The organism is Ligilactobacillus aviarius (assembly GCF_001654615.1).
In the GTDB taxonomy this organism is placed as follows: Bacteria; Bacillota; Bacilli; order Lactobacillales; family Lactobacillaceae; genus Ligilactobacillus; species Ligilactobacillus aviarius_B.
On the sequence record NZ_LWUD01000014.1, the window covers coordinates 16,446 to 30,520 of the forward strand.

Below are 14,075 nucleotides of genomic sequence, written 5' to 3' on the forward strand. Positions count from 1 at the left end.
GAGGCACATGTTTATTTGTGTGCGAACATGGGTGGTACCACGGAGATTAATTCGTCCCTAGATGAAGTTTTTCATCTAGGGACTTTTTTAATCTGGGTTTTTGTGGGTTTTGATTTCAATTGGAGGTTTTTTTATGGATATCTTAGAAGATTTAAAATGGCGTGGAGCTATAAATCAAGAGACTGACGAAGAAGGATTACGTAAACTGTTAAGTGAAAAGAAGATTTCTTTATACTGTGGAACGGATCCGACAGGTGATAGTTTGCACATTGGACATTTGATTCCTTTTATTGTTTTAAAACGGTTTGAACTTGCAGGGCATCATCCATATATTTTAATTGGTGGCGGAACAGGTTCTATTGGGGATCCTAGCGGTCGTAAAACAGAACGCCAATTACAAACAATGGAAAAGGTTCAACATAATGTTCAAGCATTAACAGAACAAACTACAAGAATTTTTGGTGGCAGCGGTCATATTACTTTTGTTAATAATTATGACTGGTTATCAAAAATTAATTTGTTAGATTTCTTGCGTGATTACGGTAAAGAATTTGGTGTTAACACAATGATTAAGAAAGACATTGTTGCTAGCAGACTAGAAAATGGAATTTCATTTACAGAGTTTACATACCAAATTTTACAATCTGTGGACTTTCTTCACTTGTACAAGAAAGAAAATATTCAACTTCAGGTTGGTGGAGCAGATCAATGGGGGAACATTACATCAGGTGTAGATTTAATTCATAAAAAAGAAGGACAAGATGCTCAAGTTTATGGATTAACAATTCCATTGATGCTCAAAGCAGATGGAACAAAGTTTGGTAAAACAGCAGGTGGAGCAGTTTGGTTAGACCCGAAGAAGACTTCGCCATATGAATTCTACCAATTCTGGTTGAACCAAGATGACCGTGATGTTGTCAAATACTTGAAGTACTTTACTTTCTTAAGTCATGATGAAATTGATGCTTTGGCTGAAAAGGTTAAGACACAACCTGAAAAGCGTGAAGCACAAAGAGCACTTGCGCGCGAAGTGACAACATTTGTTCATGGCAAGGAAGCAATGCAAGAAGCAGAAAAGATTTCTGAAATTTTATTTAGTGGAAATATTAAAAAATTGACACCAGATGAAATTGAACAAGTATTTGGTAAAATGCCTTCAGTTGAAATTTCAAGCAACAAACAAAACATTGTTGAGTGGTTGGTTGAAAATAAAATTGAATCTTCCAAACGCCAAGCACGTGAAGATATCCAAAACGGCGCAATTACAATTAACGGAGAACGAATTCGTGATTTAAACTTTGAGATCGATCCATCACAATCGTTTGAAGGAAAATATGTAGTTGCCCGTAAAGGTAAAAAGAATTACACTTTGGCTAAAGTAAATGATAATGAATAATTTATGTAGATAATCCCAAAAATAAGTTATTTCCCTATTATTTAGTTGGTTGAATTATATTCAATTTACCTAAAAAGCTGCCTATATAGGCAGCTTTTTTAGTTATTATATTGTAAAGATTATTTTTTTACATTTTTATTAATTAATTTTTTGAAAACGGTTGCAAAGAAGAGCTTAAGCGTTTATAATAAGATTTGTAAGACGATGCAAGCGCTTGCATCATAAATAAAGTAAAGGGGAGTTGCGTAATGGATAACTCACAAGGAAAAAAACGAAAGCCAATGCCTAATTTGGCGATGAGCGTTTTAATGTTAATGACCTTTGGTAACTTGGGTACATCAATGGCCTTTTCATTACAAAGTTCACAAATGAGCCGGATCTTCCAAACAATTGGGGCTGACCCGACGAAATTAGGTTTCTTCTTTATTTTGCCACCATTAGCAGGGATGGTTGTTCAACCACTTGTTGGATGGTTCTCAGATCACACTTGGATTCCAAAGATTGGTCGGCGGTTACCATACTTGATCGTTGGTTCAGTTGTTGCAATGATTGTTATGTTCTTATTACCTAATTCTGGATCATTTGGTTTTGGATTTGGTTCAATGGCTGCTCTTTGGTTTGGTGCAATTTCAATTTTGTTCATGGACTTAATGTCAAACATGTCAATGCAACCATTCAAAATGATGATCGGTGATATGGTAAATGACAAGCAAAAGGATAAGGCTTGGGCATGGCAAACAATTTGGTCAAATATTGGTAGTTTTGCTGCTTACTTATTCCCATTTGGCCTTTCAGCATTAGGGGTTGCTAACGTTGCTGCTAAAGGGGTCGTTCCGGCAACTGTTCGTTACTCATTCTACATTGGAGCTATTATTTTAGGTGTTACAGCACTATTTACAGTATTCAAGGTTCACGAATATGATCCTGAAACATATAACGAATATCACGGAATCGATCCTGAAGCTCAAAAGAAAGAAAAGACTTCGATTAAGTCAATTTTAAAGAATGCACCAAAGGTATTCTGGACATTAGGATTAGTTGAATTCTTTAGTTGGGTAAGTTTCCAATACTTGTGGACATACGCTCCAGGAGCTTTGTCAGCAAATATTTGGCATACAACAGACGCAACTTCAGCAGGTTTCCAAGCTGCAGGTAACTGGTATGGTGTTTTGTCAGCCGTTCAAACGGTTGCTTCAATTCTTTACGGATATGTTTTATCACACTTGAATGATAAGACCCGGAAACCATTCTACTCATTAGGATTAGTTTTAGCAGCTGGCGGTTTTGCAATGCTTGCATTCTGCCACAGTAAAGTAATGTCAGTTGTTGCATTTATCTTTATTGGAATTGGCTGGGTAACAATTAACTCGATCCCATTCACAATTTTGACAAATGCTTTAGACGGAAAGCACGATGGAACATACATTGGGTTGTTCAACTGCTGGATTTGCTTGCCACAAATCTGCGCATCAGTTGCAAGTTTTGCATTGTATCCAATGTTTACCAAGATGAGTCATGGCAATGGTTCCGCAATGATGATTCTCTTTGGTGCAATCTTCTTCATCATCGGAGCATTTGCAGTATGGATTGTTAAGGAAACGAAAGGGAACAACGCCGCAGCTGCAACGGAAAAGATGGAAGCTGAAAACTTAGATACAAATGAATAGTTAAAATTAACTGTGATTTTACAAGAGAGTCGTATTATTTAAATGGTTTTAGTAATATATAAACTTGTAAATCACAGTTTTTTAGAAAGAAGGGATCAACAATGAATTATGCAGCAATTTATCACCGTCCTGAAAGTGAATATGCATTCTTGTTAGATAAAGAAACGATGCATATTCGAATTCGGACAGCTAAAGATGATATTCGCAAAGTTGAAATTGTATATGGGGATCCATACGCAATTCGTTCATTAAATAGTAACTGGTATTTGCAAAAAGTACCGATGAAAAAAGGTTTAAGTACCGATGTATATGATTACTGGACAATTTCGATCAAAGAACCCAAGCATCGGGTCGCATATGGATTCTACTTAACTGACACTGAAGGTGAAGAGGTCCTCTATAACGATCAAGGAATTAAGACGTCATACAGTCAAGAATATTTAAAAAATGAAAATAACTATTTCCGGATGCCGTTTTTCCAAGAAATTGATATGTTTAAAGCTCCGCAATGGGTTCGGAATACGGTTTGGTACCAAATTTTTCCTGAACGATTTGCCAATGGTGATCCGGAATTGAATCCTGAAGGGACAAAGGCGTGGGATTCAACGGTTCATCCGGGCAGACAAGACTTTTATGGCGGAGATTTGCAAGGCGTTTTGGATCACCTTGATCATTTAGTTGATTTAGGAGTGAATGGAATTTACTTTAACCCGATCTTTAAGGCTCCTTCAAACCACAAATATGATACTGAAGACTACTTTGAAATTGATCCGCATTTTGGTGACAAAAAGTTATTTAAAAAGTTAGTCGATGAAGCACACAAGCGCGGCATCAAAGTCATGTTGGATGCGGTCTTCAATCATATTGGCGATCAGTCACCGCAATGGCAAGATGTAATAAAGAATGGTAAAGATTCAAAATACGCCGACTGGTTCCATATTAACAAGTTCCCAGTCAGCTATACACCAACTGATAATTTTGAATTCAGTAATGACGCAACGTATGAGACGTTCGATTATACTCCGCATATGCCAAAATTAAATACGGCTAATCCAGAAGTTCAAGAATACTTACTTTCAATTGCCACTTACTGGATCAAAGAATTTGATATTGATGCATGGCGGTTGGATGTTGCCAATGAAATTGACCATCACTTCTGGAGAAGATTCCATGATGCAACAACGGCCCTTAAACCTGACTTCTACATTTTGGGTGAAATTTGGCACACTTCTCAACCATGGTTGCAAGGTGATCAATTTACAGGAGTTATGAACTATGCATATACTGAAGCAATTAAAGAACATTTCTTGACCCATGAAATTGATGCTTTGGAAATGAAAAACAAACTGAATCAGCAGCTAATGCTGTATAATGATCAAGCAGATTCAATGATGTTCAATGTCCTTGATTCGCATGATACTGCCCGAATCAAAACATTGGCGAATGATGATATGGAACTTGTTAAGCAGATTTTTGCATTTACTTTTGTTCAGCCCGGAACACCAAGTATTTATTATGGAACAGAATACGGAATGACCGGCGAAAATGATCCGGACGACCGGAAACCAATGGTCTGGGATGAAAAACTGCAAGATCATGACATGTATCAGTTCATGCAACACTTAATTGAAGTTCGAAAACAAATTACGAATGAGTTGAATGTTAAGGATTTGAAGTGGAATATTGCAAGTGATGGATTGATTGGATTAAATTACAATGATATCCATGCAGTATTTAATACAACGCAATCAGCGGTCGAATTAACGATTGAAAATCCGTTGATTTCAAATCTTTATCAGGATCAACAATTGATGCCAAAAGGATTTATCTTATATAAGGATTAGTGATTTTAATAGAAAAAATCCTTATAACCTTTGTAAATTTTGTGCAACCGATTGCACAAAATCCGAGAAAGCGGTATACTTTTAATTGTATTATTTTTGGAAATCGTTTACATAGTTTGAGCAATTATTTAAGTAATCGATTGGAAACAATTTAGGAGGAATCGCGAAATGAAAAACGATCAACCGAAAGCAGGACTTCCTAATTTGAAACCAAGTATCATTTGGATGATCAACTTCGGCTTCTTAGGGGTTCAGATGGCTTTCACATTGCAAAGTTCACAAATGAGCCGGATTTTCCAAACAATCGGGGCTAACCCGAATGATTTGGGATGGTTCTTTATCTTGCCACCATTGGCTGGATTAGTTGTTCAACCATTAGTCGGCTACTTCTCAGACCGGACATGGGCACCGAAACTCGGCGGCCGGCGGCTTCCATACCTTCTTTTAGGAACGATTGTTGCGGTTATCGTTATGTGCTTGTTACCGAACTCAGGAAGTTTAGGATTAGGTTACGCTTCAATGGCCGCAATGTGCTTTGCCGCAATTACCGTTGCCTTTCTTGATTTGTCATCAAACGTTGCAATGCAACCATTCAAGATGATGATCGGTGACATGGTTAATGATAAGCAAAAGAGTTACGCATACGGAATTCAGAGTTTCTTATCAAACACCGGTGCGGTTTTAGCAGCTGTTTTCCCATTTGTATTAACATTCTTTGGAGTTGCTAATACTGCTCATAAGGGTGACGTTCCAATGTCAGTTAAATTATCATTCTACATTGGCGCTGCAATCCTAATCGTTACAAGTTTGTTCACTGTTTTCCGGGTTCACGAATATGATCCGCAAACATACGCTAAGTATCACGGCATTTCAGAAGAAGACAACGAAGAAAAAGTTGGCATGTTCACATTGTTGAAGAAGGCCCCAAAGGCATTTTGGACAGTTACATTAGTTCAATTCTTCTGCTGGTTTGCTTTCCAATACTTATGGACATACTCAAACGGGGCAATTGCTGCCAACGTATGGCACACAACGAACACCGCTTCAGCCGGTTTCCAAGCAGCTGGTAACTGGTATGGGGTTTTAGCTGCCGTTCAATCAATCGCCGCTGTTATTTGGTCATATGTTTTAGCTAAGTTACCAAACAACATGCACAAATTAGGCTATGCCGGAAGTTTAGCTCTTGGTGCAATCGGCTTCGGTTCAGTCTTCTTTGTTCACTCAAAGATGTTATTGATCGTTTCATTCACGTTAGTCGGAATTGCATGGGCTGCAATGAATACTTACCCATTGACAATTGTTACAAACGCATTGTCAGGAAAGCACATGGGAACATACCTTGGCTTGTTCAACGGTTCAATTTGCTTACCACAAATTGTTGCCTCACTTGCCAGCTTCGTCATTTTCCCATTGCTTGGCGGAAAGCAAACCAACATGTTCCTTTTGTCAGGAATCGTAATGCTTTTAGGTGCCGTTGCAGTATTTGCAATTAAAGAAACAAGTGCTGAAGCACCTGAAGAACCACATACTCCAATTGAAGAAGAGTAATTAAGCAGGTGAAAAGATGAAAAAAGAGATGTATCAGGGGAAAGAAATTGAACGTTTCACGTTAACGAATGCGAATGATACGCGGGTAACGATTTTGTCACTTGGCGGAATCATTCAAGAATATTCGATCATGCACAATGGTCAACGTGAAAACTTAGTTGTTAATTTTGACAGTGCTCAAGAATATGCGGATAATCCATATCAAATCTGCAAACAAATTGGGCGGATTGCAGGCCGGATCAAGGATGCGCGCTTCGAACTTAATGGGCGCGAAGTTCAGGTCCCCGCAAATGAAAACCATAACAGTCTTCACGGCGGTGACCGGGGCGTAAGCACGCAAGTCTTTGATGGGTATCAAGTTTCAGCCAATGAAGTGACATTGAGTTTGAATTTGGATCCAACGGTTGACGGGTTCCCGGGAAGCTTAACGCTGATGATCAATTACACCTTGCACGACAATGACCGGTTGGATGTTACTTATGACATCACCGCTCAAAGTGCAACGGTCTATGATCCAACGATTCATATTTACTGGATGCTTCCGCAAGGCTTGAAGAACGTTGATGTTCAAATCAACGGCGATCAACGCCAAGAAGTTAATGCGGAAAAGATTCCAACCGGAAAACTGTTAGCGAATAAAGGAACAGCGTTTGATTTTTCAAAACCGCGTGATTTGGCAGAAGCCGTTGAAACATTGCGGAAAGAAGAAAATCAAAAGGGATTCGATAATGGCTATGCGGTTGAACCGTCAATGACGAGTCCCGTTGTTGAAATTAATAAAAAAGATCAAAAAGTTAAAATCAAAGTCTTCAGCAACCGGAACGGATTAGTGATTTTCACTGCTGATCCGCAAAACGGCGAAAATGATCGTCAGGGTATTTTTGACTCGCTGGCAACTGAAGTTCAAACGTTACCGGATGCATTGCATCACGATGAATTCGGCAATGTGCGGTTAGCGGCCGGCGAACATAAACAAATCAAAATTGCCTATCAAGTTGAAGGTTACTAAAAAATAATAAGAGGTGACACAGATGAAAAGAATCTTTGAAATCGATCCTTGGAAGATCGTAACACATGAATTTAATCCTGAAGATAAGCGTCTTCAAGAAAGTATGACAAGTATCGGGAACGAATACATGGGAATGCGTGGAATGTTTGAAGAAAACTATTCTGGCGACACCCACCAAGGAATTTATCTTGGCGGTGTATGGTATCCTGACAAGACCCGTGTTGGTTGGTGGAAGAACGGTTATCCGGAATACTTCGGTAAAGTTCCGAATGCCATCGATTATATCAGTGTTGACATCAAGATCAACGGTGAATCAATTGATTTGGCAAAGGATTCATTCTCAGACTTTGAACTTTGCTTAGACATGAAGCGCGGCGTCTTAGACCGTTCATTCATCGTTGAAAAAGATGGTCACAAGATCAAAGTGACATCTGAACGGTTTGTCAGCATCGCATTCAAGGAATTGTATGCTAACAAGTTGACATTCACAAACTTAAGCGACGAACCAGTTAAGATTGAAGTTCAATCATTGATCAACGCTGATGTTTATAACGAAGATTCAAACTACGGTGAACAATTCTGGGGCGTAATCGACAAGTCAGTTGCTGACAAGTCAGGCCGCTTAGTTGGAAAGACTGCTGAAAATAACTTCGGCACACCTCGTTTTACTGTTGAAATGGCAATGAGTCACGAAACAGACTTGAAGGCAGTTCAATCAGAAAATGAAGAAAAATATGTTGCTAATAATTTTGAAGGCTCAATCCAACCTGACCAAACAGTCTCATTTGAAAAGCGCGTAATCGTAACAACTTCACGGGATTATGATACGGTTGATGCTTTGGATAAAGCAACCAACGACTTGATGAACAAGGCCGGCGAACAAACATACGACCAATTAGCAGATGCACAAGCAAATGCATGGGCAGAACGTTGGGAAAAATCAGACATCACAATTGATGGTGATGAAGCTGCTCAACAAGGAATTCGATTCAACTTATTCCAATTATTCTCAACATACTATGGAAACGATGCCCGCTTGAACATTGGTCCGAAAGGATTCACTGGTGAAAAGTACGGTGGTGCTACATACTGGGATACAGAAGCATTCTGCTTGCCAGTTTACTTAGGAACATCAGACCCAGAAGTTGCCCGCAACTTACTCTTATACCGTTACAACCAATTAGATGGTGCCCACCACAATGCCCAACAACAAGGTTTGAAGGGTGCTTTATATCCAATGGTTACATTCAACGGAATCGAATGCCACAACGAATGGGAAATCACCTTTGAAGAAATTCACCGGAACAGTGATATTGCTTACGCAATTTACAACTACACAAAGACAACTGGTGACAAGAGCTATGTTTTGAACGAAGGTAGCGAAGTCTTAGTTGAAATTGCACGGTTCTGGGCAGACCGGGTTCACTATTCAGAACGGAACGGTCAATACATGATTCACGGGGTAACAGGTGCCGACGAATACGAAAACAACGTTGACAACAACTGGTATACCAACGTAACTGCTAAGTGGGAACTTGACTACACTGCTCAAATTGCCAAGGAAATCTCTGATGAACAAGCTAAGAAACTTGGCATTACAGATGAAGAAGTTTCAAAATGGCAAGAAATCGCTGATAAAATGTACTTACCAGAAGACAAGGAACTTGGAATCTTTGTTCAACACGATGGCTTCTTAGACAAGGACATCACATTGGATGAAAACAACAACCCAATCAACAAGATTCCAGCTGATGAATTACCAATCAACCAACACTGGTCATGGGATAAGATTTTACGTTCACCATACGTAAAGCAAGCTGATGTCTTACAAGCAATGTGGTACTTCATGGATGACTTCACAGAAGAACAAAAGAAGCGTAACTTCGACTTCTATGAACCATTGACAGTTCACGAATCAAGCTTGTCAGCTTCAATTTATGCAATCATGGCTGCTGATTTGAAGTACGAAGAAAAATCAGTTGAATTGTATGAACGGACAGCCCGGCTTGACTTGGATAACTACAACAACGATACCGTTGACGGCTTGCACATCACAGCCATGTCAGGTGGTTGGTTAGCAATCGTTGAAGGATTTGCAGGCATGCGGGTCAACGACGGCGAATTGCAATTTAAGCCATTTGTACCAAAGGCTTGGAACGGATACAACTTCCGCTTAACATTCCGTGGCCGCTTATTAGAAGTTAAGGTTGCCAAGGACAATACTGAAATCAAGTTAATCAAGGGTGAACCATTAACAGTTAAGTTAAACGGCGAAGAAATTGAAGTTAAATAATAACGGTTAAACGTTAAAAACAATGAGGCTCTGGAGTTTCCAGAGTCTCATTCATCAAAAGAAGAAAGAGGGCAGATTTTTATGCAAATGCAAGGTGCAGTATTTGACTTAGATGGGGTTATTACTGACACAGCAAAGTATCACTTTGCTGCATGGAGTAAATTAGCAAAGGAAAACTTGGACATCGAATTACCAGCTTCATTTGAAACTGAATTAAAGGGTGTTAGCCGGATCGATTCATTAAAGAAGATTTTGGAATATGGTAACAAGCTTGACCAATATTCAGACGATGATATTCAAGAATTAGCTGCCAAGAAAAACGGCTACTACTTGGAAGCGATCGAAGGCTTATCAAAAGATGACATTTTACCGGGAATCACTGAATTGATTGCTCAATTAAAGGCCCACAACGTTAAGATGTCACTTGCATCAGCTTCAAAGAATGCGCCGGCAATTTTAAAGAAACTCGGATTATTTGACGAATTTGATGCCATTGCTGACCCTGCAAAGGTTGCACATGGCAAACCAGCTCCAGATATTTTCTTAGCTGGTGCAGCTGCTGTTGACTTGAAACCAAGCGAATGCGTCGGGGTTGAAGATGCGGTTGCTGGGGTTCAAGCCATCAAAGACGCTGGCATGGTTGCCGTTGCAGTGGGCGACGCAAACGAATTAGCAAAAGCTGATAAGGTTGTGCCAACAACTGCTGATTTCAGCTATGATTTGTTTGAAGAAACATTTGAAAAAGCAAACGCATAATTTAATGGTCAATAAAGGAGAACTCAAAGGAACTTGCCTTTGGGTTCTTTTTTTGGTTTATTTAATGTGTCGGAGAAGGAGATTCAATCTTTTACGAGGAGAATTTTGAAATGCAAAATGATATTAAGCTTGTTGCAACCGATATTGACGGAACGTTTACTCACGCTGATCACACTTATGATGTAGAACGATTTAAACGAATTTTAACACGGATGAACGCTGCTGGATGCGAGTTTGTGGTTGCAAGCGGTAGCCAGTATTTTACCATTCGCGATTTATTTGCTGACTGTGCAGACCAAATCAACTTTATTTCAGAAAATGGGGCAATGATTGAAAGTCATGGGAAAATCATAACAATCAATGAAATGGCAACCGATGTTGTTGATGAGATGATTTTGTTTGCGCACCATCATCCGGAAATTGAATGGGTGATGTGCGGGGCAGCAAATGCATACTGTGAACGCGGACAGGTTGATCAAGCCTTTTTTGATCAAACCAATTTTTATTATCACCATTTAAAGTGGGTCGCCGACTTTAACGACGTTGACGATCAAATTTTAAAATTTGCGATCAATGTGCCGGAAAAAGAAACTGATCATTATTTGGAATTGTTCCGCCGTGAATTTGCGGGAAAAATTGAACCAACTTCAAGCGGCTTTGGAGCAATCGATTTAATTGTTCCCGGTAATCATAAGGCGGCAGCATTAAAACACCTGGTTCAAAGATGGGACATTACCCCAGCGCAGTGTGCTGCTTTCGGAGATGGCGGAAATGACATCGAAATGCTGCGGTATTGCAACCATAGTTATGCAATGGCGAATGCACCGGCTGAAGTTAAGCAGGTTGCCCAAAATATTTGTCCATCAAATGAAGATGATGGGGTTTTAGTGACATTAGACCAATTGTTTTAGGAGAAGGCGTGACCTTTTAGGCCCATCTTCTTTTTTGCTTAAAAGTATAAAGAAGTATAAAATAAAATCAAAAGTATAAAGGAGTATAAAAGAGGTGAAAGCGATGAATCCATTTAATCCAAGTTTTGGAAAAGTTCCAGAATTGTTTTTGGATCGCAAATCATTAGTGAAAAAAGTAACAGATGGGTTAGAAAATGTTAATAGCCCTTATCAAACTTCATTGGTATATGGGCTTCGCGGAAGTGGAAAAACATCATTTTTAACTGATATCAGTAACTTAATGCAGCAAAAAGAAAATTGGATCGTTGTTAATTTAGCGCTTGGAAGTAAATTAATTCCGACGTTGATCGATTCAATTTATAAAAAAGCAACCTCAACTCTAAAAAAAGCACTGAGCCGAATTGAAAATGTAAAATTCTCTGCTTTAGGACTCCAGCTTGAGGTTCACCAGAATGTTCAAGTGTCACATAATTATCAGATTTTATTGGAATCAATTCTTCAAAAATTAAAAGAAAATGGCATTTCACTGTTGGTTACGATTGACGAAGTCAGTTCAACCCCTGAGATTCGCGAATTCATTTCAATTTATCAAATTTTGATTCGTGAAGGATATCATGTTGCATTAATGATGACCGGATTGCCAGGAAAAATTTCGGAACTTCAAAATGACGATGTGCTTACTTTTTTGCTTCGCAGTGCGCGCATCACGTTGAAACCGCTAGACCTTGCATCGGTTAAATATGCTTATCTTGATGCGTTTGAAAAGGCAGGACGTCGAATTGAAACGGCGGCTTTAAATGAAATGACAAAATTGACCCGGGGCTATGCCTATTCTTTCCAATTAATGGGATATTTGATTTGGGAAACAAATCAAAAAGTGGTTGGGATGGATGTTTTAAGTTCAGTGATTAGCGAATATCAACAACAACTTTTCCGGAATGTATATACCAAGTTATATCTTGAACTGTCGCCAGTCGATCGTGAATTTGTAAAGAAGATGGCAGCGTATAGAGATGACATTGTTCCGGTTGCCTATTTGGGAAAAGCCTTGAATAAAGATAAAAATTATATCTCGGTATACCGTAAAAGATTGCTTGATGATCAGCTCATTGCGGCAGCAGCTCACGGACAATTAAGTTTTACATTGCCGTATTTCAAAAACTTTGTAAATGAAAACGCGATTTTGTACGAAAGTTGATTAAAACACTTGCAAGCGATAACAAAATGTGAAAGAATAGTGGTTGTAACAAATGGTCTATTCCAATTTTGGCGAAACTAATTTAGAAAACGAGGAAGAATATTATGGCATATTACATTCATGCAGCAAAATTCTTTTTAAAGAATACAACTGAAACAAACGGCTACTTGGAAATTACCGATGACGGCAAGTTTGGTTCATATTATCCAGAATCAGCAAAGCCAGCTGGCAAAATCGTTGAATACGGCGACAAGTGGGTTGCCCCAGGATTGTTTGATACTCATATTCATGGTCTTCTTGGCCATGATGTTACGGATGGCGACTGGGATGCAATCAATGAAATGTCAGAAGGGTTGTTAAAAGCCGGGGTTACTTCATGGTTACCAACAACGGTTACAGCCTCATTTGACCAGTTGAACAACGTATGTAAAGCAATTGGTGATCATCAAGGACAAGAAACCGGGGCCAAGATCCGCGGTATTCATTTTGAAGGTCCATACTTCACGGAAGAACATAAAGGTGCTCAAGACCCGAAGTATTTACGCGACCCAGATATTGATGAATTCCACAAATGGCAAGAATCTGCGCATGGCTTATTGAACAAGATCTCAATTGCGCCTGAACGGAAAGGGGCTGCAGAATTTACCCGTCAAGCGGTTGAAGAAGGCGTTGTGGTTTCAATCGGTCACAGTTCAGCAACCTATGAACAAGCTAAGCGGTGCATTGAAGCTGGCGCATCAATGTTTACGCACACATACAACGGAATGAACGAATTCGGTCACCGTGACCCTGGAATGGTCGGCGCTGCTTACACGATGGATGATACAACATGCGAAATCATCTGTGACGGACATCACAATGCACCGGCTGCTGTTCGGGTATTGATCGATCAAAAGACGCCGGACAACGTTGCGTTGGTTACCGATTGCATGCGGGCCGGCTTAATGCCTGATGGCGACTACATGCTTGGTGAACTTGAAGTTTACGTTAAAGACGATATGGCACGGTTAAAGGTTGGCAATAACCTTGCCGGAAGCATTCTTCTGTTAAAGGATGCCTTGAAAAACGTTGTTGACTGGAACATTGCAACGCCAGAAGAAGCTGTTCGGATGGGCTCATTAGTTCCTGCCAAGAGCATGCACATGGAAAATAAGGTTGGCTCAATTGTTCCAGGTGCCGATGCGGACTTCTTGATTCTGAATTCGGATATGACTTTAAGTGAAACATACTTGGATGGAAAGTCACGGTATCAGGCTTAAAGAAGAAGGTGTGACAAAACGTAAAAAACGAGCGTGGTGGAAGCAGAAAAGCGAACGGATCGCGGAGCATAGATTCGGAGGTTTTCGAACTTCCACTCAGCTCGTTTGTTTTGGAACCCGATTATGCAGAGGTTGCGACGGATGTCACAGCCTCTTTTTTGTTGCTAATCAACATTAATGTTGACAAGCAACAA

At 39.6% G+C, this 14,075-nt stretch carries 10 protein-coding genes and 1 other annotated feature (1 of these 11 only partly in view); all 10 genes read left to right on the forward strand.

Annotated elements, in window-relative coordinates; all coding sequences use genetic code 11:
* Window positions 1-62 (forward strand) — a binding site (T-box leader); it begins 134 nt to the left of the window's first position.
* A gap of 71 nt (window positions 63-133) precedes the next feature.
* The 10 genes from tyrS (at window position 134) to nagA (ending at window position 13,881) form a co-directional block, all read left to right on the forward strand.
* Window positions 134-1,396, forward strand: a complete 1,263-nt coding sequence (gene tyrS / locus A3O17_RS02785; protein WP_064212572.1) for a tyrosine--tRNA ligase — start codon at window positions 134-136, stop codon at window positions 1,394-1,396.
* A 248-nt stretch (window positions 1,397-1,644) separates the two neighbouring features.
* Window positions 1,645-3,063: an SLC45 family MFS transporter gene (locus A3O17_RS02790; RefSeq protein ID WP_064212573.1), complete on the forward strand. Its 1,419-nt coding sequence runs from the start codon at window positions 1,645-1,647 to the stop codon at window positions 3,061-3,063.
* 101 nt (window positions 3,064-3,164) lie between these two features.
* Window positions 3,165-4,907 carry a glycoside hydrolase family 13 protein gene (locus A3O17_RS02795; RefSeq protein WP_064212574.1) on the forward strand — a complete coding sequence of 581 codons (1,743 nt, stop codon included), beginning with the start codon at window positions 3,165-3,167 and terminating at the stop codon, window positions 4,905-4,907.
* A gap of 168 nt (window positions 4,908-5,075) precedes the next feature.
* Window positions 5,076-6,455 carry an SLC45 family MFS transporter gene (locus tag A3O17_RS02800; RefSeq protein WP_064212575.1) on the forward strand — a complete coding sequence of 460 codons (1,380 nt, stop codon included), beginning with the start codon at window positions 5,076-5,078 and terminating at the stop codon, window positions 6,453-6,455.
* Window positions 6,456-6,471: 16 nt separating this feature from the next.
* On the forward strand, window positions 6,472-7,464 hold the full coding sequence (locus A3O17_RS02805) for an aldose epimerase family protein (protein WP_064212576.1): 993 nt from the start codon (window positions 6,472-6,474) through the stop codon (window positions 7,462-7,464).
* Between the two features lie 22 nt (window positions 7,465-7,486).
* Window positions 7,487-9,757, forward strand: a complete 2,271-nt coding sequence (locus A3O17_RS02810; RefSeq protein WP_064212577.1) for a glycoside hydrolase family 65 protein — start codon at window positions 7,487-7,489, stop codon at window positions 9,755-9,757.
* 87 nt (window positions 9,758-9,844) lie between these two features.
* Window positions 9,845-10,513, forward strand: a complete 669-nt coding sequence (gene pgmB / locus A3O17_RS02815; protein ID WP_064208006.1) for a beta-phosphoglucomutase — start codon at window positions 9,845-9,847, stop codon at window positions 10,511-10,513.
* A 110-nt stretch (window positions 10,514-10,623) separates the two neighbouring features.
* Complete coding sequence (locus tag A3O17_RS02820; RefSeq protein WP_064212578.1) at window positions 10,624-11,424, forward strand: Cof-type HAD-IIB family hydrolase; 801 nt, start codon at window positions 10,624-10,626, stop codon at window positions 11,422-11,424.
* Window positions 11,425-11,527: 103 nt separating this feature from the next.
* Window positions 11,528-12,622 (forward strand): Cdc6/Cdc18 family protein, encoded by a 1,095-nt coding sequence (locus tag A3O17_RS02825; RefSeq protein ID WP_064212579.1) that lies wholly within the window; start codon window positions 11,528-11,530, stop codon window positions 12,620-12,622.
* A 104-nt stretch (window positions 12,623-12,726) separates the two neighbouring features.
* Window positions 12,727-13,881: an N-acetylglucosamine-6-phosphate deacetylase gene (gene nagA, locus A3O17_RS02830; protein WP_064212580.1), complete on the forward strand. Its 1,155-nt coding sequence runs from the start codon at window positions 12,727-12,729 to the stop codon at window positions 13,879-13,881.
* Window positions 13,882-14,075 lie beyond the last annotated feature (194 nt).

What these genes read in the sequence shown, in the direction of transcription:
- A3O17_RS02805 (WP_064212576.1), top strand. Translation starts at nt 6,472, where the DNA reads ATGAAAAAAGAGATGTATCAGGGGAAAGAAATTGAACGTTTCACGTTA.
- pgmB (WP_064208006.1), top strand. Translation starts at nt 9,845, where the DNA reads ATGCAAGGTGCAGTATTTGACTTAGATGGGGTTATTACTGACACAGCA.
- A3O17_RS02790 (WP_064212573.1), top strand. Translation starts at nt 1,645, where the DNA reads ATGGATAACTCACAAGGAAAAAAACGAAAGCCAATGCCTAATTTGGCG.
- A3O17_RS02810 (WP_064212577.1), top strand. Translation starts at nt 7,487, where the DNA reads ATGAAAAGAATCTTTGAAATCGATCCTTGGAAGATCGTAACACATGAA.
- A3O17_RS02800 (WP_064212575.1), top strand. Translation starts at nt 5,076, where the DNA reads ATGAAAAACGATCAACCGAAAGCAGGACTTCCTAATTTGAAACCAAGT.
- A3O17_RS02795 (WP_064212574.1), top strand. Translation starts at nt 3,165, where the DNA reads ATGAATTATGCAGCAATTTATCACCGTCCTGAAAGTGAATATGCATTC.
- nagA (WP_064212580.1), top strand. Translation starts at nt 12,727, where the DNA reads ATGGCATATTACATTCATGCAGCAAAATTCTTTTTAAAGAATACAACT.
- A3O17_RS02825 (WP_064212579.1), top strand. Translation starts at nt 11,528, where the DNA reads ATGAATCCATTTAATCCAAGTTTTGGAAAAGTTCCAGAATTGTTTTTG.
- tyrS (WP_064212572.1), top strand. Translation starts at nt 134, where the DNA reads ATGGATATCTTAGAAGATTTAAAATGGCGTGGAGCTATAAATCAAGAG.
- A3O17_RS02820 (WP_064212578.1), top strand. Translation starts at nt 10,624, where the DNA reads ATGCAAAATGATATTAAGCTTGTTGCAACCGATATTGACGGAACGTTT.